26 protein-coding genes are annotated in these 22,358 nt (G+C 60.9%); 18 read left to right on the top strand and 8 right to left on the bottom strand.

The window, feature by feature from the left end; all coding sequences use genetic code 11:
- The first annotated feature begins 32 nt into the window (after positions 1 to 32).
- The 4 genes from JMN22_RS12235 to JMN22_RS12220 all read left to right on the top strand — a co-directional run bounded on the left by JMN22_RS12235 (position 33) and on the right by JMN22_RS12220 (position 4,928).
- Positions 33 to 506, top strand: coding sequence for a MarR family winged helix-turn-helix transcriptional regulator (locus JMN22_RS12235; protein ID WP_198796003.1), 474 nt, complete (start codon positions 33 to 35; stop codon positions 504 to 506).
- A complete protein-coding gene (locus tag JMN22_RS12230; RefSeq protein WP_030142109.1) occupies positions 503 to 1,972 on the top strand; it encodes an efflux transporter outer membrane subunit in 1,470 nt (489 codons plus the stop codon). Before JMN22_RS12235 ends, JMN22_RS12230 begins: the two co-directional genes overlap by 4 nt.
- Before the next feature lie 15 nt (positions 1,973 to 1,987).
- The gene (locus JMN22_RS12225) at positions 1,988 to 3,184 is read left to right on the top strand and encodes an HlyD family efflux transporter periplasmic adaptor subunit (RefSeq protein ID WP_198796004.1); all 1,197 of its coding nucleotides are present in this window, start codon (positions 1,988 to 1,990) and stop codon (positions 3,182 to 3,184) included.
- Between the two features lie 214 nt (positions 3,185 to 3,398).
- Positions 3,399 to 4,928, top strand: coding sequence for a DHA2 family efflux MFS transporter permease subunit (locus JMN22_RS12220; RefSeq protein WP_198796005.1), 1,530 nt, complete (start codon positions 3,399 to 3,401; stop codon positions 4,926 to 4,928).
- 112 nt (positions 4,929 to 5,040) lie between these two features.
- On the opposite strand, the gene JMN22_RS12215 is transcribed toward JMN22_RS12220, so the two are convergent.
- Together JMN22_RS12215 and JMN22_RS12210 are read right to left on the bottom strand one after the other, a co-directional pair.
- Entirely contained in the window at positions 5,041 to 5,808 is a 768-nt protein-coding gene (locus tag JMN22_RS12215; RefSeq protein ID WP_198796006.1) for a UDP-2,3-diacylglucosamine diphosphatase, read from the bottom strand.
- Positions 5,805 to 6,311 carry a peptidylprolyl isomerase gene (locus JMN22_RS12210; RefSeq protein WP_198796007.1) on the bottom strand — a complete coding sequence of 169 codons (507 nt, stop codon included), beginning with the start codon at positions 6,309 to 6,311 and terminating at the stop codon, positions 5,805 to 5,807. Before JMN22_RS12210 ends, JMN22_RS12215 begins: the two co-directional genes overlap by 4 nt.
- A 249-nt stretch (positions 6,312 to 6,560) precedes the next feature.
- On the opposite strand from JMN22_RS12210, the gene JMN22_RS12205 reads away from it, so the two are divergent.
- The 3 genes from JMN22_RS12205 (at position 6,561) to JMN22_RS12195 (ending at position 10,319) form a co-directional block, all read left to right on the top strand.
- On the top strand, positions 6,561 to 8,258 hold the full coding sequence (locus tag JMN22_RS12205; protein ID WP_198796008.1) for a glutamine--tRNA ligase/YqeY domain fusion protein: 1,698 nt from the start codon (positions 6,561 to 6,563) through the stop codon (positions 8,256 to 8,258).
- Positions 8,259 to 8,279: 21 nt separating this feature from the next.
- Positions 8,280 to 9,662, top strand: coding sequence for a cysteine--tRNA ligase (cysS, locus tag JMN22_RS12200; RefSeq protein WP_198796009.1), 1,383 nt, complete (start codon positions 8,280 to 8,282; stop codon positions 9,660 to 9,662).
- Positions 9,663 to 9,863: 201 nt separating this feature from the next.
- Entirely contained in the window at positions 9,864 to 10,319 is a 456-nt protein-coding gene (locus tag JMN22_RS12195; protein WP_198796010.1) for a DUF2214 family protein, read from the top strand.
- A gap of 192 nt (positions 10,320 to 10,511) precedes the next feature.
- On the opposite strand, the gene csrA is transcribed toward JMN22_RS12195, so the two are convergent.
- The gene (gene csrA / locus JMN22_RS12190) at positions 10,512 to 10,706 is read right to left on the bottom strand and encodes a carbon storage regulator CsrA (protein WP_003179932.1); all 195 of its coding nucleotides are present in this window, start codon (positions 10,704 to 10,706) and stop codon (positions 10,512 to 10,514) included.
- Positions 10,707 to 10,953: 247 nt separating this feature from the next.
- Between csrA and JMN22_RS12185 the strand changes: the two genes are divergently transcribed.
- Positions 10,954 to 11,319: an SPOR domain-containing protein gene (locus JMN22_RS12185; protein ID WP_198796011.1), complete on the top strand. Its 366-nt coding sequence runs from the start codon at positions 10,954 to 10,956 to the stop codon at positions 11,317 to 11,319.
- A gap of 136 nt (positions 11,320 to 11,455) precedes the next feature.
- Here JMN22_RS12185 and JMN22_RS12180 read toward each other — a convergent pair whose 3' ends face one another.
- Both JMN22_RS12180 and JMN22_RS12175 read right to left on the bottom strand, forming a co-directional pair.
- Positions 11,456 to 12,145 carry an endonuclease gene (locus JMN22_RS12180; protein WP_030142118.1) on the bottom strand — a complete coding sequence of 230 codons (690 nt, stop codon included), beginning with the start codon at positions 12,143 to 12,145 and terminating at the stop codon, positions 11,456 to 11,458.
- 5 nt (positions 12,146 to 12,150) lie between these two features.
- Complete coding sequence (locus tag JMN22_RS12175; protein WP_198796012.1) at positions 12,151 to 12,450, bottom strand: DUF1654 domain-containing protein; 300 nt, start codon at positions 12,448 to 12,450, stop codon at positions 12,151 to 12,153.
- Positions 12,451 to 12,629: 179 nt separating this feature from the next.
- Between JMN22_RS12175 and JMN22_RS12170 the strand changes: the two genes are divergently transcribed.
- From JMN22_RS12170 to JMN22_RS12135, 8 genes are all read left to right on the top strand, one after another.
- The gene (locus tag JMN22_RS12170) at positions 12,630 to 13,076 is read left to right on the top strand and encodes a hypothetical protein (RefSeq protein WP_198796072.1); all 447 of its coding nucleotides are present in this window, start codon (positions 12,630 to 12,632) and stop codon (positions 13,074 to 13,076) included.
- A gap of 133 nt (positions 13,077 to 13,209) precedes the next feature.
- Positions 13,210 to 14,169: a sugar ABC transporter substrate-binding protein gene (locus JMN22_RS12165; RefSeq protein ID WP_030142121.1), complete on the top strand. Its 960-nt coding sequence runs from the start codon at positions 13,210 to 13,212 to the stop codon at positions 14,167 to 14,169.
- Between the two features lie 55 nt (positions 14,170 to 14,224).
- Positions 14,225 to 15,778: a sugar ABC transporter ATP-binding protein gene (locus JMN22_RS12160; protein WP_198796013.1), complete on the top strand. Its 1,554-nt coding sequence runs from the start codon at positions 14,225 to 14,227 to the stop codon at positions 15,776 to 15,778.
- The gene (locus JMN22_RS12155) at positions 15,775 to 16,752 is read left to right on the top strand and encodes an ABC transporter permease (protein ID WP_198796014.1); all 978 of its coding nucleotides are present in this window, start codon (positions 15,775 to 15,777) and stop codon (positions 16,750 to 16,752) included. Before JMN22_RS12160 ends, JMN22_RS12155 begins: the two co-directional genes overlap by 4 nt.
- Before the next feature lie 3 nt (positions 16,753 to 16,755).
- Positions 16,756 to 17,775: a LacI family DNA-binding transcriptional regulator gene (locus tag JMN22_RS12150; protein ID WP_030142124.1), complete on the top strand. Its 1,020-nt coding sequence runs from the start codon at positions 16,756 to 16,758 to the stop codon at positions 17,773 to 17,775.
- 24 nt (positions 17,776 to 17,799) lie between these two features.
- Positions 17,800 to 18,714, top strand: coding sequence for a ribokinase (gene rbsK / locus JMN22_RS12145; protein ID WP_198796015.1), 915 nt, complete (start codon positions 17,800 to 17,802; stop codon positions 18,712 to 18,714).
- On the top strand, positions 18,711 to 19,115 hold the full coding sequence (gene rbsD / locus JMN22_RS12140; RefSeq protein ID WP_030142126.1) for a D-ribose pyranase: 405 nt from the start codon (positions 18,711 to 18,713) through the stop codon (positions 19,113 to 19,115). Before rbsK ends, rbsD begins: the two co-directional genes overlap by 4 nt.
- 29 nt (positions 19,116 to 19,144) lie before the next feature.
- A complete protein-coding gene (locus JMN22_RS12135; RefSeq protein ID WP_198796016.1) occupies positions 19,145 to 20,173 on the top strand; it encodes a nucleoside hydrolase in 1,029 nt (342 codons plus the stop codon).
- 46 nt (positions 20,174 to 20,219) lie between these two features.
- Here the strand turns inward: JMN22_RS12135 and JMN22_RS12130 are convergent, their stop codons facing one another.
- Positions 20,220 to 20,417, bottom strand: coding sequence for a hypothetical protein (locus JMN22_RS12130; RefSeq protein WP_030142128.1), 198 nt, complete (start codon positions 20,415 to 20,417; stop codon positions 20,220 to 20,222).
- A gap of 129 nt (positions 20,418 to 20,546) precedes the next feature.
- Here JMN22_RS12130 and JMN22_RS12125 point away from each other — a divergent pair, with 129 nt between their 5' ends.
- Positions 20,547 to 20,852: a hypothetical protein gene (locus JMN22_RS12125; protein ID WP_030142129.1), complete on the top strand. Its 306-nt coding sequence runs from the start codon at positions 20,547 to 20,549 to the stop codon at positions 20,850 to 20,852.
- A gap of 154 nt (positions 20,853 to 21,006) precedes the next feature.
- Positions 21,007 to 21,321 (top strand): I78 family peptidase inhibitor, encoded by a 315-nt coding sequence (locus tag JMN22_RS12120; protein ID WP_030142130.1) that lies wholly within the window; start codon positions 21,007 to 21,009, stop codon positions 21,319 to 21,321.
- A gap of 66 nt (positions 21,322 to 21,387) precedes the next feature.
- Here the strand turns inward: JMN22_RS12120 and JMN22_RS12115 are convergent, their stop codons facing one another.
- Together JMN22_RS12115 and JMN22_RS12110 are read right to left on the bottom strand one after the other, a co-directional pair.
- Complete coding sequence (locus JMN22_RS12115) at positions 21,388 to 21,600, bottom strand: cold-shock protein (protein ID WP_003179963.1); 213 nt, start codon at positions 21,598 to 21,600, stop codon at positions 21,388 to 21,390.
- Between the two features lie 289 nt (positions 21,601 to 21,889).
- On the bottom strand, positions 21,890 to 22,192 hold the full coding sequence (locus JMN22_RS12110; RefSeq protein ID WP_030142131.1) for a hypothetical protein: 303 nt from the start codon (positions 22,190 to 22,192) through the stop codon (positions 21,890 to 21,892).
- Positions 22,193 to 22,358 lie beyond the last annotated feature (166 nt).

The following is a 22,358-nucleotide window of genomic DNA, read 5'->3' as shown; positions in this document are numbered from 1 at the left end:
GCAGCAAAACGTCTTCCGACAACGGTATCCAGATGAAGCATTTCACCCCAGGCGATTTCCACAATTGCCAACTCGGCATGCTGCTCGGCCGTGCCGCGCTGCTCAAGGATCGGATCATCGACACTCACATGGAGCCCGTCGGCATCACTGCCGCGCAGTTCAAGGTGTTGATCATCATGGCCCAGCACGGCATCGACACGCCGGTCGAACTGTGCCGCTACCTCTCCCTGGACAGCGGCTCGATGACACGGATGCTCGATCGCCTGGAGCAGAAGGGCTTCCTGGTTCGCCAACGCTCGGCAGAGGACCGGCGCCAAGTGCAATTGGTGCTGACCGAAGCCGGCCAGGCCCTTGCCGATCGCCTGCCGTTCATCGGTGCCGATGCGATGAATCAACTGGCCAGTGCCATCAGCCGCGAGGAGCTGCAAACCCTCGAAGACATCCTCAAGAAAATACTGCTCGCCGCCGGTGACCCCATCACCGTCTTGCGATTGGGGGAAAAATGAAGCGTCAAACCTTGCGTACCCGCTTGGGCCTGGTGCTGCTGGCCATGAGCCTCGCCGGTTGTGCCAGCTACAGCGGCCTGAAGACCGAAGGGGTCAGCCTCGAAGCCAAGAGCCTCCAGGCGGGACAGTCCCTGACTGGCGTCAAGCTGTCGCCGGCCTCGTGGCCGAAAAGCGACTGGTGGAAAAGCCTCGGCGACCCACAACTCGATAGCCTGATCCGCGAAGCGCTGCACGACAGCCCGGACATGCAGATCGCCAGCGCCCGGGTTCACCAGGCCAGTGCCGCCGCCTATGCCGCCAACGCCGCACGCCTGCCAACCCTGGATGCCAGCGGCAGCGTCAGCCGTTCGCGCCTGGCTCGCGACCAGGATCCGCAAGGGCAGGGTGGGGCCTACAGCACGTTGCGTTCGCTGAGCGTGGATTTCAATTACAACTTCGACCTCTGGGGCGGCCAGCGCGCCGCCTGGGAAGCCGCCCTCGGTCAGGCCCGCGCCGCCGAGATCGACCGCCAGGCCGCGCAACTGACCCTGGCTGCCGATGTGGCCCGGGCCTACAGCGACCTGGGCCAGGCCCATATCATTCATGACTTGGCCAACGAAGACCTCAAGCGCACGCGGCAGATGCTGGACCTGGGCAAGCGTCGCCTCGGCGCCGGGATCGACAGCCAGTATCAGTTCCAGCAGACCGAAAGCCTGGAAGCGAGCGCCGATGCAACGTTGATCGACGCGGAGAAACGTTTGCAAAGCGCCAAGATCGCCTTGGCGGTGCTGCTGGGCAAAGGGCCGGACCGTGGCAACGAAATCGCCCGGCCCAACGTGCTGCAGGCCAGCGCCGTGGCGTTACCGTCGAATCTGCCGGCCGAATTGCTGGGCCGTCGTCCGGACCTGGTCGCGGCGCGGTGGCGGGTCGAGGCGGCGAGCAAGAACATCGAAGCCGGCAAGACCAATTTCTACCCCAACCTCAACTTGAGCGCGGCGGCGGGAGTGCAATCGCTGTTGGGTGACGCGATGTTCGGCTCGGCCAGCCGTTTCTTCAATGTGGCACCGACGGTGTCGCTGCCGATTTTCGACGGCGGACGCCTGCGGGCCGATCTCGATGCCCGGGACGCCGACTACGACCTGGCGGTGGCGCAATACAACAAGAGCCTGGTCGCGGCCCTTGGCGATGTCAGCGACACCATCAACCAGTTGCGTGACATCGGTCGGCAGATCGGCGCCCAGCAACATGCCGTGGATATCGCGCAAAGCTCTTACGACACCGTGGTCCAGCGCTATGGCTCCGGCATCGGCAATTACCTGGATGTGCTGAGCATCGAGCAGCAACTGCTCCAGGCCCAACGCCAACTGGCGACCCTCAATGCCGAGCAGATCGACCTGTCGATCCAACTGATGCAGGCCCTGGGCGGTGGTTTCGAGACCCGGACCGTAGCTTCGGCCACACCGGCCGCCACCGCGCCAACTCACTGATTCGAGGTATTTGTCATGGCAACTGCCGAAACAACTCAACAAACCCCACAGGACGGCAGCAATCCGCGCAAGCGCAAGGTGATGTTGCTGGCCCTGGCCCTGCTCGTCATTCTCGCCGGCGTGGGTGTCTGGGCCTGGCACGAACTGTATGGTCGCTGGAACGAAAGCACCGACGACGCCTACGTCAACGGCAATGTGGTGGAAATCACCCCGCAAGTCACCGGCACGGTGGTGAGCATTGGCGCCGATGACGGTGACCTGGTGCGCGAAGGCCAGGTGCTGGTGCAATTCGACCCGAACGATGCCGAAGTCGCGCTGCAAAGTGCCCAGGCCAACCTGGCCCGTACCGTGCGCCAGGTGCGCGGCTTGTACAGCAATGTCGATGGCATGAAGGCGCAGGTGCATGCGCAAGAGGCCGAAGTGCAGAAGGCCCAGGAAAACTACAGCCGACGCAAGAACCTCGCGGCCGGCGGAGCGATTTCCCAGGAAGAACTGTCCCACGCACGGGACGACCTGACCTCGGCGCAGAACGCCTTGGCCAACGCCCGGCAACAGCTCAAGACCACCAGCGCGTTGGTGGATGACACGGTGGTGTCGTCCCACCCCGACGTGCAAGCGGCGGCTGCGCAACTGCGCCAGGCCTATCTGTCCAACGCGCGCAGTACCTTGATCGCGCCGGTGACCGGTTATGTTGCCAAGCGCACCGTACAGCTGGGGCAGCGAGTGCAGCCGGGCACGGCGTTGATGGCGGTGATCCCGCTGGATCAGTTGTGGATCGACGCCAACTTCAAGGAAACCCAACTGCGCGACATGCGCATCGGCCAGCCGGTGGACATCGAGACTGACCTGTATGGCAGCGACGTGAAATACAGCGGCACGGTCGACAGCCTGGGCGCCGGCACCGGCAGCGCATTTGCCTTGCTGCCCGCGCAGAACGCCACCGGTAACTGGATCAAGATCGTCCAGCGGGTGCCAGTGCGCATTCATATCAATGCCGAGGAGCTGACCAAGCATCCGCTGCGGGTCGGCCTGTCGACTCAGGTCAACGTCAACCTGCATGACCAGAGCGGCCCGGTACTGGCCCAGCAGCCACCGCAAAAAGCCTCGTTCAGCACCCAGGTCTATGACCGTCAGCTGGCCGATGCCGACGCGATGATCACTCGGTTGATTCATGAAAACAGCGCGGCGACGAGCAATACCGCGCAGCGCTGAGGCAGCGCTACCGGCCTCTGTGGCGAGGGGATTTATCCCCGCTGGGCTGCGCAGCGGCCCTAAAACTGCGACCCGGTGTATCAGGGACTCACTCATCTAATCAAACAGGGGCTGCTACGCAGCCCAGCGGGGATAAATCCCCTCGCCACAGGGCGTAATTCCATTTCATCGGGGCGCCAGTAGTTCACTACCTCCGTTTCATAGGACTCTCGCAATGAGCAATAACGCGTCCTTCACGCCGCCCAGCCTGTTGCTCAGCACCATTGGCTTGTCGCTGGCGACGTTCATGCAGGTGCTCGACACCACCATCGCCAACGTCGCCTTGCCGACTATTTCCGGCAACCTGGGCGTCAGCTCGGAGCAGGGTACTTGGGTGATCACCTCGTTCGCCGTGAGCAACGCCATCGCGCTGCCGCTGACCGGATGGCTGAGCCGTCGCTTTGGCGAGGTGAAGCTGTTTTTGTGGGCGACGATGCTGTTCGTCCTGGCCTCGTTCCTGTGCGGGATATCCACCTCCATGCCAGAGCTGATCGGCTTCCGTGTACTCCAGGGGCTGGTCGCCGGGCCGTTGTATCCGATGACCCAGACCCTGTTGATTGCCGTGTACCCGCCGGCCAGGCGCGGCATGGCCCTGGCGTTGCTGGCGATGGTTACGGTGGTGGCGCCGATTGCCGGGCCGATCCTCGGCGGCTGGATCACCGACAGCTATAGCTGGCCGTGGATTTTTTTCATCAACGTGCCCATCGGCATTTTCGCGGTGATGGTCGTGCGCCAGCAGCTCAAGGCGCGGCCCGTAGTCACCAGTCGCCAGCCGATGGACTATGTCGGCTTGATCACGCTGATCATCGGGGTCGGTGCGTTGCAGGTGATCCTCGACAAGGGCAATGACCTGGATTGGTTCGAATCGAACTTCATCATCATTGGCGCGCTGATTTCAGTCGTTGCCTTGGCGGTATTCGTGATCTGGGAAATGACCGACGGACATCCGGTGGTCAACCTGCGGCTGTTTGCCTATCGCAACTTTCGCATCGGCACCATTGTGCTGGTGGGCGGTTACGCCGGGTTCTTCGGGATCAACCTGATCCTGCCGCAATGGTTGCAGACCCAGATGGGCTACACGGCCACCTGGGCCGGCCTGGCGGTGGCGCCCATCGGCATCCTGCCGGTGTTGATGTCGCCCTTCGTCGGCAAGTACGCCCACAAGTTCGACCTGCGCCTGTTGGCCGGGCTGGCGTTCCTGGCGATCGGCCTGAGCTGCTTCATGCGCGCCGGGTTCACCAACGAGGTGGATTTCCAGCACATCGCCCTGGTGCAGTTGTTCATGGGCATCGGCGTGGCGCTGTTCTTCATGCCGACCCTGAGCATCCTGATGTCGGACCTGCCGCCGCACCAGATCGCCGATGGCGCGGGGCTGGCGACGTTCCTGCGAACCCTGGGCGGCAGCTTCGCCGCGTCGCTGACCACCTGGATCTGGATCCGCCGCGCCGACCAGCACCATGCGTACCTGAGCGAAAGCATCAGCACCTTCGAGCCGGCCACCCGCGAGACGATCCACCAACTCGGTGGCGCGAGCACGCCGGTCTATGCCCAGCTCGACCAGATACTCACCAGCCAGGCGTACATGCTCTCCACCGTGGACTACTTCACGCTGCTGGGCTGGGCGTTCATGGGGTTGATTTTGCTGGTGTGGCTGGCGAAGCCGCCGTTTGCGGCGAAGGCGGGGCCTGCTGCCGGCGGTCATTGAAGCAACCATGAACTCCTGTGGGAGCGAGCTTGCTCGCGATGGCGGATTCACGTTCAACATCACTGTTGACTGATCCACCGCTATCGCGAGCAAGCTCGCTCCCACAAGGGATCTATATGTAGTCAGGGATTGTATCGGGTGCCGGCAGTTGTGGCGGCGGGGCAAACCCGAACGGCGCCAGCGCAAACCCCTGTTCATCCACCTGCAACGCCCAGCCTTGCTTGTCCCAATCCCCCAGCACGATGCGTCTCGCTGCGTGTTCGCCCAGTTGCAGCTTGTGGATGGCGGGACGGTGGGTGTGGCCGTGGACCAAGGTCTTCACGCCGTATTGCTGCATGATCCGCGGGATCTCTTCGGGCGTGACGTCGACGATGTCGTTGGCTTTCATCCGCGTCTGGGTGCGGCTTTCGCTGCGCAGCTTGCGCGCCAGTTTCTGGCGACTGCCCAGTGGCAGGTGGCGCAGGATGAACAACGTGACCGGGTTGCGCAGCCAGCGGCGCATCTTCATGTAGCCGATATCCCGTGTGCAGAGGCTGTCGCCGTGCATCAGCAATACCGGTTCACCGTTGAACTGCACGACACTCGGATCCTTGAGCAAGGTACAGCCAGCCGCTTTGCAGAAAGCCTGCCCGAGCATGAAGTCGCGATTGCCGTGCATGAGGAAAATGGCCGTGCCGCTGTCGCTCAATTCGCGCAGGGCCTGGCAGATGGAACGCTGGAACGGCGTCATGGCATCGTCGCCGATCCAGGCTTCGAAAAAGTCGCCCAGGATGTACAACGCTTGCGCCGAGCGGGCGCGTGTGGCGAGTAAATCCAGAAACGCCCGGGTGATGTCCGGGCGCTCCTCTTCCAGATGCAAATCTGAAATCAGCAATATCACGCTTCGATGATCTCGGCTTTCTCGATGATCACGTCTTCTGCGGGCACGTCCTGGTGGCCGGCCTTGGAGGTGGTGGACACGCCTTTGATCTTGTCGACCACGTCGGTGCCAGCGGTGACTTTACCGAATACTGCGTAGCCCCAGCCCTGGACGTTCTTGCCGCTGTGGTTGAGGAAGCTGTTGTCGGCAACGTTGATGAAGAACTGCGCGGAGGCCGAATGCGGCTCCATGGTGCGAGCCATGGCGACGGTGTACTTGTCGTTGGAAAGACCGTTGTCGGCTTCGTTCTGGATGCTTGGGCGCTTGTCTTTCTTTTCTTTCATGCCCGGCTCGAAACCGCCGCCCTGGATCATGAAGTTGCCGATGACACGGTGGAAAACGGTATTTTCGTAATGGCCGGCCTCGACGTACTCAAGGAAGTTCTTAACGGTGATCGGAGCCTTTTCGGCGTTCAATTCCAGGACGATGTCGCCATGGTTGGTGGTCAGTTTGACTTGGGTCATGATCACTACTCTTTCAAGGAATTCGTGGGTTTCGGGGGCGCGGACGCCCGCAACCGGTCTGGTCGCAATCGCCAGGTTGGGCAGTTTAGCGTGCCGGGCACGAATTTCGAGGCTGTTTTTCATCGGCTCATCGATTAAATTCAATCGTTTGCCGGCTCGGCCTGTCAGGTGCTTGACAGCATCGGCTATGATACGGGCTTTGATTTATCAGGCCGCACCCGGCCGCGCACTTGTACGTTCAAGGATCCTATGAGCAAGCCCACTGTCGACCCTACCTCGAATTCCAAGACCGGCCCGGCCGTGCCGGTCAATTTCCTGCGCCCGATTGTCCAGGCGGACCTGGATTCGGGTAAGCACACGCAGATCGTCACCCGCTTCCCGCCGGAGCCCAACGGCTACCTGCACATCGGTCACGCCAAATCCATCTGCGTGAACTTCGGCCTGGCCGAGGAGTTCGGTGGCGTCACGCACTTGCGTTTCGATGACACCAACCCGGCCAAGGAAGACCAGGAATACATCGACGCGATCAAGAGCGACGTCAAGTGGCTGGGTTTCGAATGGGCCGGCGAAGTGCGCTACGCCTCGCAGTATTTCGACCAGTTGCATGATTGGGCGGTCGAGCTGATCAAGTCCGGCAACGCCTACGTGTGCGACCTGACGCCGGAGCAGGCCAAGGAATACCGTGGCAGCCTGACCGAACCGGGCCGGAACAGCCCGTTCCGCGATCGCAGCGTGGAAGAGAACCTGGGCCTGTTCGCCCGCATGCGCGCCGGTGAGTTCCCGGACGGTGCCCGTGTGCTGCGCGCCAAGATCGACATGGCCTCGCCGAACATGAACTTGCGCGACCCGATCATGTACCGCATCCGTCATGCCCATCACCACCAGACGGGCGACAAGTGGTGCATCTACCCGAACTATGACTTCACCCACGGCCAGTCGGACGCCATCGAAGGCATCACGCACTCGATCTGCACCCTGGAATTCGAAAGCCACCGTCCGCTGTACGAATGGTTCCTGGAACACCTGCCGGTGCCGGCCAACCCGCGCCAGTACGAATTCAGCCGCCTGAACCTGAACTACACCATCACCAGCAAGCGCAAACTCAAGCAACTGGTGGACGAGAAGCACGTCAGTGGTTGGGATGACCCGCGCATGTCGACGCTGTCGGGCTTCCGCCGTCGTGGCTACACACCGAAGTCGATCCGCAATTTCTGCGAGATGATCGGCACCAACCGCTCCGACGGCGTGGTGGACTTCGGCATGCTGGAGTTCAGCATCCGCGACGACCTCGACCACAGTGCGCCGCGCGCCATGTGCGTGTTGCGTCCGCTGAAAGTCGTCATCACCAATTACCCGGAAGGCCAGGTCGAGAACCTCGAGCTGCCGTGCCACCCGAAGGAAGACATGGGCGTGCGCGTCCTGCCGTTCGCCCGGGAAATCTACATTGACCGTGAAGATTTCATGGAAGAGCCGCCAAAAGGCTACAAGCGCCTGGAGCCTGCCGGCGAAGTGCGCCTGCGCGGCAGCTACGTGATCCGCGCCGACGAAGCCATCAAGGACGCCGACGGCAACATTGTCGAGCTGCGCTGCTCCTATGACCCCGACACCCTGGGCAAGAACCCGGAAGGTCGCAAGGTCAAGGGCGTGATCCACTGGGTGCCGGCTGCCGCCAGCGTCGAGTGCGAAGTGCGCCTGTACGATCGCCTGTTCCGTTCGCCGAACCCGGAGAAGGCCGAAGACAGCGCCAGTTTCCTGGACAACATCAACCCTGACTCCTTGCAAGTACTCACTGGTTGTCGTGCCGAGCCATCGCTGGGCAACGCACAGCCGGAAGACCGTTTCCAGTTCGAGCGCGAAGGTTACTTCTGCGCGGATATCAAGGACTCGAAACCCGGTGCTCCGGTGTTCAACCGTACCGTGACCTTGCGCGATTCCTGGGGTCAGTGATCAAGTCTTAAGGGAAACCCTGTGCTTACGATCTACAACACGCTCACCAAGAGCAAAGAAGTCTTCAAGCCGCTGGATGGCAACAAGGTGCGCATGTACGTCTGCGGCATGACCGTGTACGACTATTGCCACTTGGGCCACGGCCGCAGCATGGTCGCCTTCGACCTGGTGACCCGCTGGCTGCGGTTCAGCGGTTATGACCTGACCTACGTGCGCAACATCACCGACATCGAAGACAAGATCATCAACCGTGCCCGTGAAAACGGCGAGCCTTACGATGCGTTGACCGAGCGCATGATCAAGGCCATGCACGAGGACGAGGCGCGCCTCAACATCCAGAAGCCGGACCTGGAACCGCGCGCCACGGACCACATCCCGGGCATGTTGGCGATGATCCAGACCTTGATCGACAAGGGCTACGCCTATGCACCGGGCAATGGCGACGTGTACTACCGCGTCGCCAAGTTCATGGGCTACGGCAAGCTGTCGCGCAAGAAGATCGAAGACTTGCGCATCGGTGCGCGTATCGAAGTCGACGAGTCGAAGGAAGACCCGCTGGACTTCGTGCTGTGGAAGGGCGCCAAGCCGGGTGAGCCGAGTTGGGATTCGCCATGGGGCGCCGGGCGTCCGGGCTGGCATATCGAGTGCTCGGTGATGTCGACCTGCTGCCTGGGCGAGACCTTCGACATTCATGGCGGCGGCAGCGACCTGGAATTCCCGCACCACGAAAACGAAATCGCCCAGAGTGAAGCAGCCACCGGCAAGACCTACGCCAACGCGTGGATGCATTGCGGCATGATCCGGATTAACGGCGAGAAGATGTCCAAGTCCTTGAACAACTTCTTCACCATCCGCGACGTGCTCGACAAGTACCACCCGGAAGTCGTGCGTTACCTGCTGGTGTCGAGCCACTACCGCAGCGCCATCAACTATTCGGAAGATAATCTCAAGGATGCCAAGGGTGCCCTGGAGCGTTTCTACCATGCGTTGAAGGGCCTGCCGAGCGTGCCGCCTGCCGGTGGCGAAGCATTCGTGGCGCGCTTCACCGAAGTGATGAACGACGACTTCGGCACGCCGGAAGCGTGCGCGGTGCTGTTCGAGATGGTGCGTGAGATCAACCGCCTGCGCGAGAGCGATGTTGATGCGGCGGCGGGCCTGGCGGCACGCTTGAAGGAACTGGCCAGTGTGCTGGGTGTGTTGCAGCTCGAAGCCGATGACTTCCTGCAAGCCGGCGCCGAAGGTCGCGTGGACGCGGCCGAGGTAGAGGCGTTGATCCAGGCGCGCCTGGCTGCGCGAGCCAACAAGGACTGGGCCGAATCCGACCGCATCCGCGACCAGCTCACCGCCATGGGCGTGGTGCTGGAAGACGGGAAGGGCGGGACGACCTGGCGATTGGCGGACTAAGATCTCTTAGGCGCGCAATACCCACTGTGGGAGCGAGCTTGCTCGCGATGGCGGAGTGTCAGGCAACATGTTTGTCTGCTGATATATCCCCATCGCGAGCAAGCTCGCTCCCACAGTTTTTTGCATTCCAACCCTAGCAATCGATTAATTATGAGCTAGTACTGTCTGGTCAATTCGACATCCTCTGACAGGAGTCCTCCCATGCTCGCTCACTGGTCTCTCGCGGCCATCCATCTCCTGGCGTTCGCCCTCGGGTTCTGGGCGGTGCTGACCCGGGGCACGGCATTGCGCCGCCTCGCAGGGGGCGCAGACGTGGTTCGCAATGTCCTGGTTGCGGACAACGTATGGGGACTGTCAGCGCTGGTGTTGCTGGTAACGGGTGGGATGCGCGCTTTTGCCGGGTACGAAAAAGGCGCTGACTATTACCTGCATCAGCCGCTGTTTCACCTGAAGATGACGCTGTTCGTGGCGATTCTGTTGCTTGAAATCGCGCCGATGATCGCCCTGATCAAATGGCGGATAGCCCTCGGCAAAGGGGGCGCGATCGATCCATCGAGGGCGGGGCGCTTTGCACGGATCAGTCATTTGGAGGCGTTGCTGTTGATCCTGATGGTGATTGCCGCCACGGGGATGGCTCGCGGCGTGAGCTTGGGTTGACCGGCCACGAACGCCTGCTTCCCCGCCATTAAAACGAAACGTCTGACAGCCATGCTACGAGGCAAGCCATTAATATCGGTTTCACGGCTGGACGAGGTCAAGGCGGATGGGGCAGGGCGAGGCGCGGTCGATATGCATCTTTAGCCAGCCTTGCGGTGATGCAAGCGGGCTGGCTGCGGACTGCGACAAGGCTCAGGGCGTTTGAGGCTTGTCCGGGGCGGTAAGGCCGGCCTGGATACGCTGATAAATCTCTTCACGATGCACCGCAACGTTTTTCGGGGCGTTGATGCCGATCCTGACTTGTTGGCCGCTTACGCCCAGAATGGTGATCGTGATGTCGTCACCAATGTTTATGCTTTCACCGACTTTGCGGGTGAGTATCAGCATGGTGTTCTCCTTGATAGCTTTATAGGGCACCTGATTCAGACAGTGCAGATGTCGGTACTGCTTATAGATTAGTGCTAAGTGTCACAATGTGGGTGCCTCTTTCTGACGTGCAGACGCAGCATTAATTCCCAGGGTGCGACTATACAGAGACGCCGGGCAGGATTCTCGTGTTTTGCGCACTGTTTAGGGCGTTGTTGGCGAGAGTGGATGCTAAAATCCCCGCTTCATGTCTTGCGAGGGAATCGTTGTGCGTAAATTGGCTTGGGTTATCGCGGTATTGGCGCTGGCTGGATGTGGGGAAGGGCGCGACGTCGAGGCACCCAAGCCGAAAGCAGTGGCGAGCTCCACGCCGGCGGCCGCTGCGGCGCCGCAATGGGCGGTCGAGGTTCGCGGCGAGACGCCCCAGGCCGTCAGCGATCTCACCGGATGGCTGATCGAGCACAGCTTCATGTCCACTGTGGTCCGGGAGGATGGCAAGGATCGGGTTCTGGTCGGGCCGTTGAGCTCCGAAGCCGAGGCTCAAGCCAAGCAGGAGCAAATCACCGCTGCCCTGGTCCGCGCCAAGAAGCGCAACATCGAGACTCAGGTTGTGGATTATCCAACGGCCAAATAAACGGGTAGGACAAAACGTGTGGGAGTGAGCTTGCTCGCGATAGGGGCATGCCAGCCAACGTCTCTGTTGGTGGATCCACCGCTATCGCGAGCAAGCTCGCTCCTACAGTTGGTTTGTGCGGTTCAAAAATGCCCGCTCAGCCGCAGGCCTTCAGGTCCACTGGGCCGACGAATTCGTTTCCGCGCCCCATCACGCACGCAACGCTCTGGTTGCGCTGGCGCTCCCAGGCCTGCACGGGATAGGTCTTGTCCCAGGCTTCGTACAGGCTCCGGTCCTGTTTCGAAAGGCGCAGGCCGTACTGTTTGCTCATATAGAAATACGTCCTGGCGATCATTCCCCGGATGGAAGGGCGGGGCATGACTTTCTTGGCCTTGAAGTCCACTTGGGTCAGGCATGAGCCGTACTGACCCTTCTGCACCGGCAACCAGCCGAAGCTGAAATTGCTGCGGTCGCCATTGACCTCGCCAATGCTGGGCACCAGGTTGTGAAGGTCAGCCTCGGCCCGTTGGTACACCGGGTCGTAGCGCGTGCAGTTCTTGCGCCCGCCCTGTTGCCAGCATTGACGCTGATGGCCGATCTGCCACGCCGGGACAATATGTTCCCACTCGATGCGCGCGGCGCGACTGGCGTTCTTGCGCGGCACGTAACCGCAGGCCGCCAGGTTCACCCGATTGCCGGTGTATTTGCAGCCGCAGTAGAACTCGGTGGATTGCGGGGCGTAGAGTTTCCAGGCGACTTTCTTGGCTTCGTTGAAGGTGCGGGGAGCAGCGGCTTGCGCGCCCATGGCAACGAAGACGAGCGATAAAGCTAAACAGCGAACGATCATCAGGCTCAATCTTCCTTCGGCACAACCCAGAAAACCTGCACGCCGCCATCGTCGCGATAAGCGAGGGTGACGTTGTCGTTCTCGTCGATTTCTTCCAGCAAGCGTTCCCATTCATCCACCGGCTCATCAGGAAGGCGGAAGATCAGTGCGGCCTTGGCTTTTTGTGCGGAGGGGGAATTGATGATTTTCGAGACCCGAAGACCGAGTCGTGAATAGGAATCTAAGGGAGTAGTTGCAGCGGAGGGCGTGGCCACAGGATTATCCTTATTAAGCTGTACGTGCATACAGTATTTATTTGTAGGCATTTACGCAACTGCTTAAAAATCAAGAAAATCGTCTGACAGCACTTTTTGCGTTTTGATGTAGGAAGAAGGATTTTTTTATTGAGAAAGGTCCTTTGTCTTCAGCAGATTCCGCCAGAGGCCTAAAGAAAATTCCCTGGCGGACGATCTTGCTTGTAGGAAATTTTTTCACGGAGCGAGACATGTCCATTTCAATCGGCTTTCCAAATGCCGCCGCCATCACCATTGGCGGAAAATCCGCGGCCACGCTGAATGCCCTGAGCGAGGCGAGCGCCGACGCAGCCGACGAGGCCCTTGGCGAAACGCAAGCGCCTGGCAAGGTCCGTGCGAATCTGGCGACCGAAGCCGAGAGCAAGACCGAAAAAAGCGACAGCGACCAAAGCATTGCCACAAAAATATTGCTCAAGCGCATGCAGGAGCTTCAACAGCAACTGCGCGAGCAACAACAGCAGCTTGCCGCGGCACAGGCGCGTCCTTATCCGACGCCTGATGCCAAGACGACTGCTATCCTGTCGATCCAGGGTCAGATCGCCGACACCACCGGCGCGCTGCAGCAGGTTACGGGTAGCTTGATCAAGGAGCTGGCGAAAGATTCCAGCTCGGGTTCGCTGGTCAACACCACGGCTTGATCGATGACGTTCCGGATGAAAACGGGACGTTGACAAAACGCCGATGCTTTACCATAGTTCATTCCACGCAAACGTTTGCGCGATTGCCGTGCGACGATTTTGCTCACAATAATCATAAAATCGGAGTGAACCCATGAAGCTGCCATTCGCTGGACGCCTTCTCGCCGTCGCCATGCTCGCGGCCGCATCCGCAGCGCTGCCTTTCTCCTCGGCGCTCGCCCAGACCACGGAAAAACCCAAGGTCGCGCTCGTCATGAAGTCCCTCGCCAATGAATTCTTCCTGACCATGGAAGATGGCGCCAAGGCGTATCAAAAGGAACACTCCGCCGATTTCGACCTGATCTCCAACGGGATCAAGGATGAAACCGACACCGCCAATCAGATTCGCATCGTCGAACAGATGATCGTGTCCAAAGTCGATGCGCTGATTATCGCGCCGGCCGATTCCAAGGCCATGGTGCCGGTGATCAAGAAAGCCGTCGACGCCGGTATCACCGTGATCAACATCGACAACCAGCTCGACCCGGCAGTGGTCAAGAGCAAGAACATCAACGTGCCGTTCGTAGGTCCGGACAACCGCAAGGGCGCTCGCCTGGTGGGGGAATACCTGGCCAAGCAGCTCAAGGCCGGTGACGAGGTCGGCATTATCGAAGGCGTGTCGACCACCACCAATGCCCAGGCACGCACCGCGGGCTTCAAGGATGCGATGGAGGCGGCGCAGGTCAAGGTCGTTTCACTGCAATCGGGCGATTGGGAAATCAACAAGGGCAACCAGGTTGCCTCGTCGATGCTCAGCGAATACCCGAACATCAAGGCGTTGCTGGCTGGTAACGACAGCATGGCGGTAGGCGCGGTCTCGGCCGTGCGCGCTGCTGGCAAGGCGGGCAAGGTGCAAGTGGTCGGCTACGACAACATCAACGCGATCAAGCCGATGCTCAAGGACGGTCGTGTCCTGGCGACTGCTGATCAGTTCGCTGCCAAGCAGGCTGTGTTCGGTATCGAGACCGCGCTGAAGATCCTCAAGGGTGAAAAAGTCGACAGCGGCGCCAACGGCGTTATCGAAACTCCGGTCGAGCTGGTGACCAAGCCGTAACCCTGGCGACACAACGGCGCTCGCCCGTCCGGGCGAGCGCATTGGAGAGTTTGTTATGTCCGTTCGCGACCCGAACGCTGTCCTGTGCGTCAGCGGTATCGGCAAGACCTATGCCCAGCCGGTACTGAGCGATATCAACCTGACGTTGATGCGCGGTGAAGTGCTGGCGCTGACCGGCGAAAATGGTGCCGGCAAAAGTACCTTGTCCAAGATTATCGGTGGCCTGGTCACGCCAACGACCGGGCAGATGCAATTCCAGGGTCAGGATTACCGCCCCGGCAGCCGGGCCCAGGCGGAATCGCTGGGTGTACGCATGGTCATGCAGGAACTCAACCTGCTGCCGACCCTGTCCGTGGCCGAGAACCTGTTCCTCGACAACCTGCCTAGCCACGGTGGTTGGATCAGCCGCAAGCAACTGCGCAAGGCGGCGGTCGAGGCCATGGCCCAGGTGGGGCTCGACGCAATCGATCCCGACACGCTGGTCGGTGAGCTGGGCATCGGCCACCAGCAGATGGTCGAGATCGCCCGCAACCTGATCGGTGATTGCCATGTGCTGATTCTCGATGAGCCGACCGCGATGCTGACGGCCCGCGAAGTCGAAATGCTCTTTGAGCAGATCACACGCTTGCAGGCACGCGGCGTGTCGATCATCTACATTTCCCATCGCCTCGAAGAGTTGGCGCGGGTCGCCCAGCGCATTGCGGTGCTACGCGACGGCAACCTGGTCTGCGTCGAGCCGATGGCGAACTACAACAGCGAACAATTGGTGACGCTGATGGTCGGCCGTGAGTTGGGCGAGCACATCGACCTGGGCCCCCGGAAAATCGGTGCTCCTGCACTGACCGTCAAGGGGCTGAGCCGGTCCGACAAGGTCCGCGACGTATCCTTTGAAGTGCGCAGTGGTGAAATCTTTGGCATCTCCGGCCTGATCGGGGCAGGGCGCACCGAGTTGTTGCGGCTGATCTTCGGCGCCGATGCGGCCGACAGCGGCACCGTGGCGCTGGGCTCGCCGGCCAGTGTCGTCAGCATCCGGTCGCCGGCCGATGCGGTGGCCCATGGCATCGCCTTGATCACTGAGGATCGCAAGGGCGAAGGCCTGCTGCTGACGCAATCCATCGCGGCGAATATCGCCCTGGGGAACATGCCGGAGATTTCCAGCGCCGGCCTGGTCAATGGCAGCGCCGAGGTGGCGTTGGCGCAGCGGCAGATCGACGCGATGCGCATCCGCAGCTCGAGCCCGACGCAATTGGTGTCCGAACTGTCCGGCGGCAACCAGCAGAAAGTCGTGATCGGCCGCTGGCTCGAGCGCGATTGCTCGGTGCTGCTGTTCGACGAGCCGACCCGTGGCATCGACGTCGGCGCCAAATTCGACATCTATGCATTGCTCGGTGAGTTGACTCGCCAGGGCAAGGCGTTGGTCGTGGTCTCCAGTGACCTGCGGGAACTGATGCTGATTTGTGATCGCATCGGCGTGTTGTCCGCCGGGCGCCTGATCGATACCTTCGAGCGCGACAGCTGGACCCAGGATGACTTGCTTGCCGCCGCGTTCGCCGGCTACCAGAAACGTGATGCGCTGCTCAACGAAGCAGCGCCTAGGGATCTCTCATGAAAACCGCACCTGCCGCTGGCAAATCCACTGGCAATTTCTATGGCCTCGGCACCTACCTGGGCCTGGCTGGCGCGTTGCTGGCCATGGTCGCGCTGTTCTCGGTCCTGAGCAGCCACTTCCTGTCCTATGACACGTTCAGCACCCTGGCCAACCAGATTCCGGACCTGATGGTATTGGCCGTCGGCATGACCTTTATCCTGATCATCGGTGGCATCGACCTATCGGTGGGATCGGTGTTGGCGCTCGCCGCCTCGACAGTCAGCATCGCGGTGCTCGGCTGGGGCTGGAGCGTCTGGCCGTCGGCCTTGCTTGGCATGGCCGTGGCCGCGTTGGCGGGGACTGTCACCGGCTCGATTACCGTGGCCTGGCGTATCCCATCGTTCATCGTCTCGCTGGGCGTGCTGGAAATGGCCCGGGGCCTGGCGTACCAGATGACCGGTTCGCGGACCGCCTACATCGGCGATTCGTTCGCCTGGCTGTCCAACCCGATCGCCTTTGGCATTTCACCTTCGTTCATCATCGCCTTACTGGTGATCTTCATTGCCCAGGCGGTGCTGACCCGCACCGTGTTCGGCCGCTACCTGATCGGCATCGGCACCAACGAGGAGGCCGTGCGCCTGGCGGGGATCAACCCAAAACCCTACAAGATCCTGGTGTTCAGCCTGATGGGGTTGCTGGCTGGCGTTGCGGCGCTGTTCCAGATTTCGCGTCTGGAAGCGGCGGATCCGAACGCGGGTTCGGGGCTTGAGTTGCAGGTCATTGCGGCCGTGGTGATCGGCGGCACCAGCCTGATGGGCGGGCGTGGCTCGGTGATCAGTACCTTCTTCGGCGTGCTGATCATTTCGGTGCTGGCGGCGGGCCTGGCCCAGATCGGCGCCACCGAACCGACCAAGCGCATCATTACCGGCGCGGTGATCGTGGTGGCGGTGGTGCTCGACACGTACCGCAGCCAGCGCGCCAGTCGGCGGGCTTGAACCATGGCGACGATCAAGGATGTGGCGGCGCTTGCAGGCATTTCCTACACGACCGTGTCCCACGTCGTGAACAAGACGCGGCCGGTCAGTGACGAGGTGCGACGCAAAGTCGAGGCGGCAATCGAGCGGTTGGACTACGTGCCCAGCGCGGTGGCGCGCTCGCTCAAGGCCAAGACCACGGCAACCATCGGCCTGCTGGTGCCCAATAGTCTCAACCCGTACTTCGCCGAGCTGGCTCGGGGGATCGAGGATTACTGCGAGCGCAATGGTTACTGCGTGATCCTCTGCAACTCCGATGACAACCCGGACAAGCAGCGCAGTTATCTGCGGGTGTTGCTGGAAAAACGCATCGACGGGCTGATCGTGGCCTCGGCCGGGGGCGATGTCGGCTTGGCCGAAGGGCTGGCCAACGTGCGCACGCCCATGGTGATCGTTGACCGTGGGCTTGACGGCGTGGACGCGGACCTGGTGCGCATCGACCACGAGTACGGCGCGTACCTCGCGACTCGGCACCTGCTGGAGCTGGGCCATCGTGACATCGCTTTTATTGGTGGGCCGGCGGACACCAGCGTGGCGCAAATGCGCCTGGCGGGCTATTGCCGTGCGCTGAAAGAGGCGGGGATCGAGCTGCCTGTGGAGCGCATGCTTGAAAGTGATTTCACCAGTACCGGCGGCTATCGGGCCGCGGCACAACTGCTTGAGCAGCAACCGCCCAGCGCGATTTTCGCCGCCAACGACATGATCGGTATCGGTGCGCTGCGCGCCGCCGCCGAACGCAATGTGCGCGTGCCCAGCGAGCTGTCGATCATCGGCTTCGATGACATCCAGATGAGCCGTTATGTCTACCCGGCGCTGACCACGGTGGGGCAGTCGATCCTGCAGCTTGGCGAAATGGCTGCAGAAGTTTTGCTGCGACGCATCGCTACGCCGGGGCTTGTCACTGACCAGCGGATCGTGACGCCGAGCATTGTCCTGCGAGAATCGACTGCACCGCTGTCCGGCACATTCGCCCAGTACCGCTGAACCGAATAGATGAGTAATGAAGCAATGCCAGCAAACGTAGTGGTAATAGGCAGCCTGAACATGGACCTGGTGACCCGTGCACCGCGTCTGCCTCGCGGTGGTGAAACCCTGATCGGAGAGTCGTTCTCTACCATTCCAGGTGGCAAGGGCGCCAACCAGGCGGTGGCCGCCGCGCGCCTGGGCGCGCAGGTGTCCATGGTCGGCTGCGTCGGCAGTGACGCCTACGGCCAGCAACTGCGCGGTGCGCTGTTGGCCGAGGGCATCGATTGCCAGGCGGTCAGCGTCGTGGACGGCTCCAGCGGTGTGGCGCTGATCGTGGTCGATGACAACAGCCAGAATGCGATCGTCATCGTCGCCGGGGCCAATGGCGAGCTGACGCCAACGGTTCTCGAGCGTTTCGACGCCGTGCTGCAAAGCGCCGATGTCATCATCTGCCAGCTCGAAGTGCCGGATGCCACTGTGGGGCATGCGCTCAAGCGCGGACGCGAACTCGGCAAGACCGTCATCCTCAACCCGGCGCCGGCCTCCCGTGCGCTGCCGTCCGAATGGTACGCCTACGTCGACTACCTGATCCCCAATGAAAGCGAAGCGATGGTCCTGAGTGGTCTGGCGGTGGACTCCCTGGAAACCGCCGAAGCTGCCGCGACGCAGTTGATCGCCAGCGGTGCCGGCAAAGTGATTGTGACGCTGGGCGCCCAAGGGCTGGTGTTCGCCAATGGCTCGAGCTTCGAGCACTTCCCCGCGCCACGGGTCAAGGCTGTGGACACCACGGCGGCCGGCGATACGTTTGTCGGTGGCTTCGCAGCCGCGCTGGCGAGCGGCAAGGACGAAGCCGAGGCGATTCGTTTTGGTCAGGTCGCCGCTGCGCTGTCGGTCACCCGCGCGGGCGCTCAGCCCTCCATCCCCACTTTGCTGGAAGTACAGGCGTTCAAATCATGAAAAAGACTCCGTTGCTGAACGTGGCCATGTCACGGTTGATTGCGTCCCTCGGCCATGGCGACAAAGTGGTCATTGGCGACGCCGGCCTGCCGGTCCCGCCACACGTCGAGCTGATCGACCTGGCGCTGACCCATGGTATTCCTGATTTCGTCAGTACCTTGAAGGTGGTGCTCAGCGAAATGCAGGTCGAGAGCCACGTACTGGCCGAGGAAATCCTTGATAAGCAACCGTCGGCCCTGGCCACGTTGGAGGCGTTGCATGCCGAAGGCGCGTTGGGCTCGCGGGAGCTGGTCAGCCACGAACAGTTCAAGCTGCTCAGCCGCGAGGCGAGGGCGATTATCCGCACGGGAGAATGCTCTCCCTATTGCAACGTGGTGCTCGTCGCGGGCGTCACGTTCTGAGTCTTACCCACCTGCACAAGGAGTGCGCCATGCACCGCTATGCTCAGAAGGTCCATCAACTGCTGCGGAGTCTGCTGCTTTTGTCCCTGATCACCACCGCAAGCGCCCAGGCGGCAGAAAAAATCGACCTGATCATCGACACCGACCCGGGCGCCGATGATGTGGTTGCGCTGTTGTTCGCCCTGGCGTCGCCCGAAGAACTGCATATCCGCGCATTGACCACCGTCGCAGGCAACGTGCGCCTGGACAAGACTTCTCGCAATGCGCGCCTGGCCCGGGAGTGGGCAGGCCGCGAAGAGGTCCCGGTCTATGCCGGTGCGCCAAAGCCGATGATGCGTACGCCGATCTACGCGGAAAACATCCATGGCAAGGAAGGCCTGTCGGGTGTAACCGTGCATGAGCCGAAGAAAGGCTTGGCCCAGGGCAATGCAGTCAACTACCTGATCGACACCCTCAAGGCCGCCAAGCCGCACAGCATCACCATCGCCATGCTTGGGCCGCAAACCAACCTCGCGCTTGCGCTGATCCAGGAACCGGACATCGTCCAGGGCATCAAGGAAGTGGTCATCATGGGCGGCGCGCATTTCAACGGCGGCAATATCACGCCGGTGGCCGAGTTCAATCTGTACGCCGATCCCCAGGCGGCCGAAGTGGTTGCCAAAAGTGGCGTGAAGCTGACCTATCTGCCGTTGGACGTGACCCACAAGATCCTCACCAGCGAGGCACGCCTGAAGCAGATTGCGGCACTCAACAACAACGCCAGCAAGTTGGTCGGCGATATCCTCAACGAATACGTCAAGGGCGACATGGAGCACTACGGCATGACGGGTGGGCCGGTACACGACGCGACGGTGATTGCCTATCTGCTCAAGCCGCAACTGTTTAGCGGTCGTTCGGTCAATGTCGTCGTGGACAGTCGCGAGGGCCCGACGTTCGGGCAGACCATCGTCGACTGGTACGACGGCCTGAAAGCACCGAAGAACGCGTTATGGGTGGAAAACGGCGATGCCCAGGGCTTCTTTGACCTGCTGACCGAGCGACTGGCGCGCCTGAAGTAACCTGCCTGGCTATGTGTCCGCAGGCTGGGCCTGGGGGCACATGAGTTCAATCCACCGCGTCGACGATGCTCGGGTAGCGTTCGAACGCTTGCTGGATAAAGTCGCGGGCGACCTCCGTGCCCAACTCTCTCACCAACAATTCTATGCAGATAACTGCCAATTCCTCCGGGCTGCCCGGGCTATAGGAACTATGGCCCTCCGACCATTTGGCATTGATGGTGGCTTCGATGCTGACGGTGCTCATGGTAGGGCTCGCGAGTTGGAGGTCGGTAGGCTGAGTTAAACATTTTTGCCAGGGATTTGGCACTGCGACTTAGGCATCGGGGGAGGGCTGTGCGACACTCGTCTTTTTATTTTTCAAGGGAGCCCCGCCGTGCAGATCGATTTGAATGCTCCTGACGGCCTCACCGTCGAGGCGGTTCGTCAATTGCTGGCCTCGGCCAGTGACGACGAGCATACGCAGTTGCGCGTGACCAAGAGCGGTATCGCCTATTTGTCTTCGGGTGTGGTCGGTGGCACTGATATCGGCGACTTGCGGTTTCGGCTCGAGACCTGGGCGAAGGGCTCGGGATATGTCGGTCGGGTCGCTGCCAGCGACGAGGTCTGGGTCATGCAGATCTACAACGCGCTGAAGGACAACTGGCCCAATCCACCTTTCGATTACATCGACGTTTATTGAGCCGCGTTCATATCCAGTCACGATTCTGGACCGAACAGGGTCGCGGGCTCAGGCAAACTGCCAGCTTTGCCCAGGCGGATGGCAACGGTGCTGAAACCAAGCCCCGTTTGGGTTGTCGCACGCTCTCTGTTTATCAATCAAAAAAGGAGGCTTCATGCCTTGGAAGCTCGCGTCACTGAGTACTTTGCTGGCCGTTGCGCTGTTGAGCGGTTGCAGCAGCACCTCTGAATCGACCCCCGAACCTGCGGCGGCCGAGACCGGCCATGACCGCTGCGAAGCGAAGTCCGCCGAGTTCGCGATCGGCAAGAAGGCCTCGCCGGAGTTGTTGGAGCAGGCACGGACTCGTGCGGGTGCGCAGATTGCTCGTATTCTCAAGCCCAACGACATGGTGACCCTTGAGTACCGCTCCGATCGCCTGAACCTCAATACCGATGCCAACCTGGTGATCAATCGGGTGAACTGCGGCTGATTCGGTTTTCGACCGGCCATAAAAAACCCCGTCACTTGGACGGGGTTTTTTTAGCGCGCCGGGAAATTACTCTGGGCGAACTTGTGCAGCTTGCATACCCTTTTGGCCTTTCTCAGCCACGAAGGAAACGGTCTGGCCTTCTTTCAGGCTTTTGAAACCGTCGCTTTCGATAGCTTTGAAGTGTACGAACAGGTCGTCACCGCCACCTTGAGGAGTGATGAAGCCGAAGCCTTTTTCATCGTTGAACCATTTAACGGTGCCGGTTTGGCGATTAGACATGGTGTATCTCCAAGAAACATATATTTTCAGTGTACTGTGCTGCTCAGGCCAACTGGGCACACCCGGGTATCATAGTCGAAATGTTCGATTTGGGAGCCCCCCGGACGAGCTGTTTGCCAATCAGTCGTGTTTTCTCTATCGTCCGGATTGGCTGAAAGCCCCGGTTTCAAAGGCTTTCAGCCGAAAGTAAAGACGATAAAAAAAGCTGAAAAACCTGAAAAAATCGTACGAAAAAGCGTTTATTCGGCCCTTTTTATCGGCGCCGAGGGCCTCGCGTGGTACCGATTATTCATTTTTTCGCAGGTGGATTGGCCTTGCATTTGGCGATTTGACCGAGCGCTTTCTGCTGCAGTTCAGGGGTGGCCTTGTTGTCCATCAGCGCCTGGATGTCACTGGCCGGATAGGATTTGATCGCGTCGGCGCCACAGGCACAGTGTGATTTGGCCGCTGCTGCGCCGATCTGGGGAGTGGCCGCTTCAGTGCACTGGGCCATGTATTTTTCACGCTCGCCCTTCGGCCATTCGGCGTGGGCGGCCAGCGGAAGCAGCAGGGCGAGGGGGGCGACTACTGCCAGTAGTGTATTCAGACGCATGCGAGGATGCTCCTTTTGGGGTCGATGTCTTGTTATCTGAGGCGTTGCAGGCGCTTCGGTTCAGCACTTTGGCATAAAAAGCGTGAGTTTACGCGCGCTTCCATCCGGAGGCGGCGATGACCGTTCATCTGTGCTAGGATGCCGGGCTCGGGTATTTCTCAGGCGC

Source organism: Pseudomonas sp. HB05, from assembly GCF_016756915.1.
GTDB lineage: Bacteria > Pseudomonadota > Gammaproteobacteria > Pseudomonadales > Pseudomonadaceae > Aquipseudomonas > Aquipseudomonas alvandae.
The sequence above is the reverse complement of the archived record's forward strand: the minus strand, read 5'-3'. Positions and strand labels throughout refer to the sequence as shown.

Bases quoted from the DNA above. Each gene is read 5' to 3' on its own strand.
- JMN22_RS12235 (WP_198796003.1), top strand. From the start codon at position 33: ATGAAGCATTTCACCCCAGGCGATTTCCACAATTGCCAACTCGGCATG.
- JMN22_RS12230 (WP_030142109.1), top strand. From the start codon at position 503: ATGAAGCGTCAAACCTTGCGTACCCGCTTGGGCCTGGTGCTGCTGGCC.
- JMN22_RS12225 (WP_198796004.1), top strand. From the start codon at position 1,988: ATGGCAACTGCCGAAACAACTCAACAAACCCCACAGGACGGCAGCAAT.
- JMN22_RS12220 (WP_198796005.1), top strand. From the start codon at position 3,399: ATGAGCAATAACGCGTCCTTCACGCCGCCCAGCCTGTTGCTCAGCACC.
- JMN22_RS12210 (WP_198796007.1), bottom strand. From the start codon at position 6,311: ATGACCCAAGTCAAACTGACCACCAACCATGGCGACATCGTCCTGGAA.
- JMN22_RS12205 (WP_198796008.1), top strand. From the start codon at position 6,561: ATGAGCAAGCCCACTGTCGACCCTACCTCGAATTCCAAGACCGGCCCG.
- JMN22_RS12195 (WP_198796010.1), top strand. From the start codon at position 9,864: ATGCTCGCTCACTGGTCTCTCGCGGCCATCCATCTCCTGGCGTTCGCC.
- csrA (WP_003179932.1), bottom strand. From the start codon at position 10,706: ATGCTGATACTCACCCGCAAAGTCGGTGAAAGCATAAACATTGGTGAC.
- JMN22_RS12180 (WP_030142118.1), bottom strand. From the start codon at position 12,145: ATGATCGTTCGCTGTTTAGCTTTATCGCTCGTCTTCGTTGCCATGGGC.
- JMN22_RS12175 (WP_198796012.1), bottom strand. From the start codon at position 12,450: ATGCCTACAAATAAATACTGTATGCACGTACAGCTTAATAAGGATAAT.
- JMN22_RS12170 (WP_198796072.1), top strand. From the start codon at position 12,630: ATGTCCATTTCAATCGGCTTTCCAAATGCCGCCGCCATCACCATTGGC.
- JMN22_RS12165 (WP_030142121.1), top strand. From the start codon at position 13,210: ATGAAGCTGCCATTCGCTGGACGCCTTCTCGCCGTCGCCATGCTCGCG.
- JMN22_RS12160 (WP_198796013.1), top strand. From the start codon at position 14,225: ATGTCCGTTCGCGACCCGAACGCTGTCCTGTGCGTCAGCGGTATCGGC.
- JMN22_RS12155 (WP_198796014.1), top strand. From the start codon at position 15,775: ATGAAAACCGCACCTGCCGCTGGCAAATCCACTGGCAATTTCTATGGC.
- JMN22_RS12150 (WP_030142124.1), top strand. From the start codon at position 16,756: ATGGCGACGATCAAGGATGTGGCGGCGCTTGCAGGCATTTCCTACACG.
- rbsK (WP_198796015.1), top strand. From the start codon at position 17,800: ATGCCAGCAAACGTAGTGGTAATAGGCAGCCTGAACATGGACCTGGTG.
- rbsD (WP_030142126.1), top strand. From the start codon at position 18,711: ATGAAAAAGACTCCGTTGCTGAACGTGGCCATGTCACGGTTGATTGCG.
- JMN22_RS12135 (WP_198796016.1), top strand. From the start codon at position 19,145: ATGCACCGCTATGCTCAGAAGGTCCATCAACTGCTGCGGAGTCTGCTG.
- JMN22_RS12130 (WP_030142128.1), bottom strand. From the start codon at position 20,417: ATGAGCACCGTCAGCATCGAAGCCACCATCAATGCCAAATGGTCGGAG.
- JMN22_RS12120 (WP_030142130.1), top strand. From the start codon at position 21,007: ATGCCTTGGAAGCTCGCGTCACTGAGTACTTTGCTGGCCGTTGCGCTG.
- JMN22_RS12115 (WP_003179963.1), bottom strand. From the start codon at position 21,600: ATGTCTAATCGCCAAACCGGCACCGTTAAATGGTTCAACGATGAAAAA.
- JMN22_RS12110 (WP_030142131.1), bottom strand. From the start codon at position 22,192: ATGCGTCTGAATACACTACTGGCAGTAGTCGCCCCCCTCGCCCTGCTG.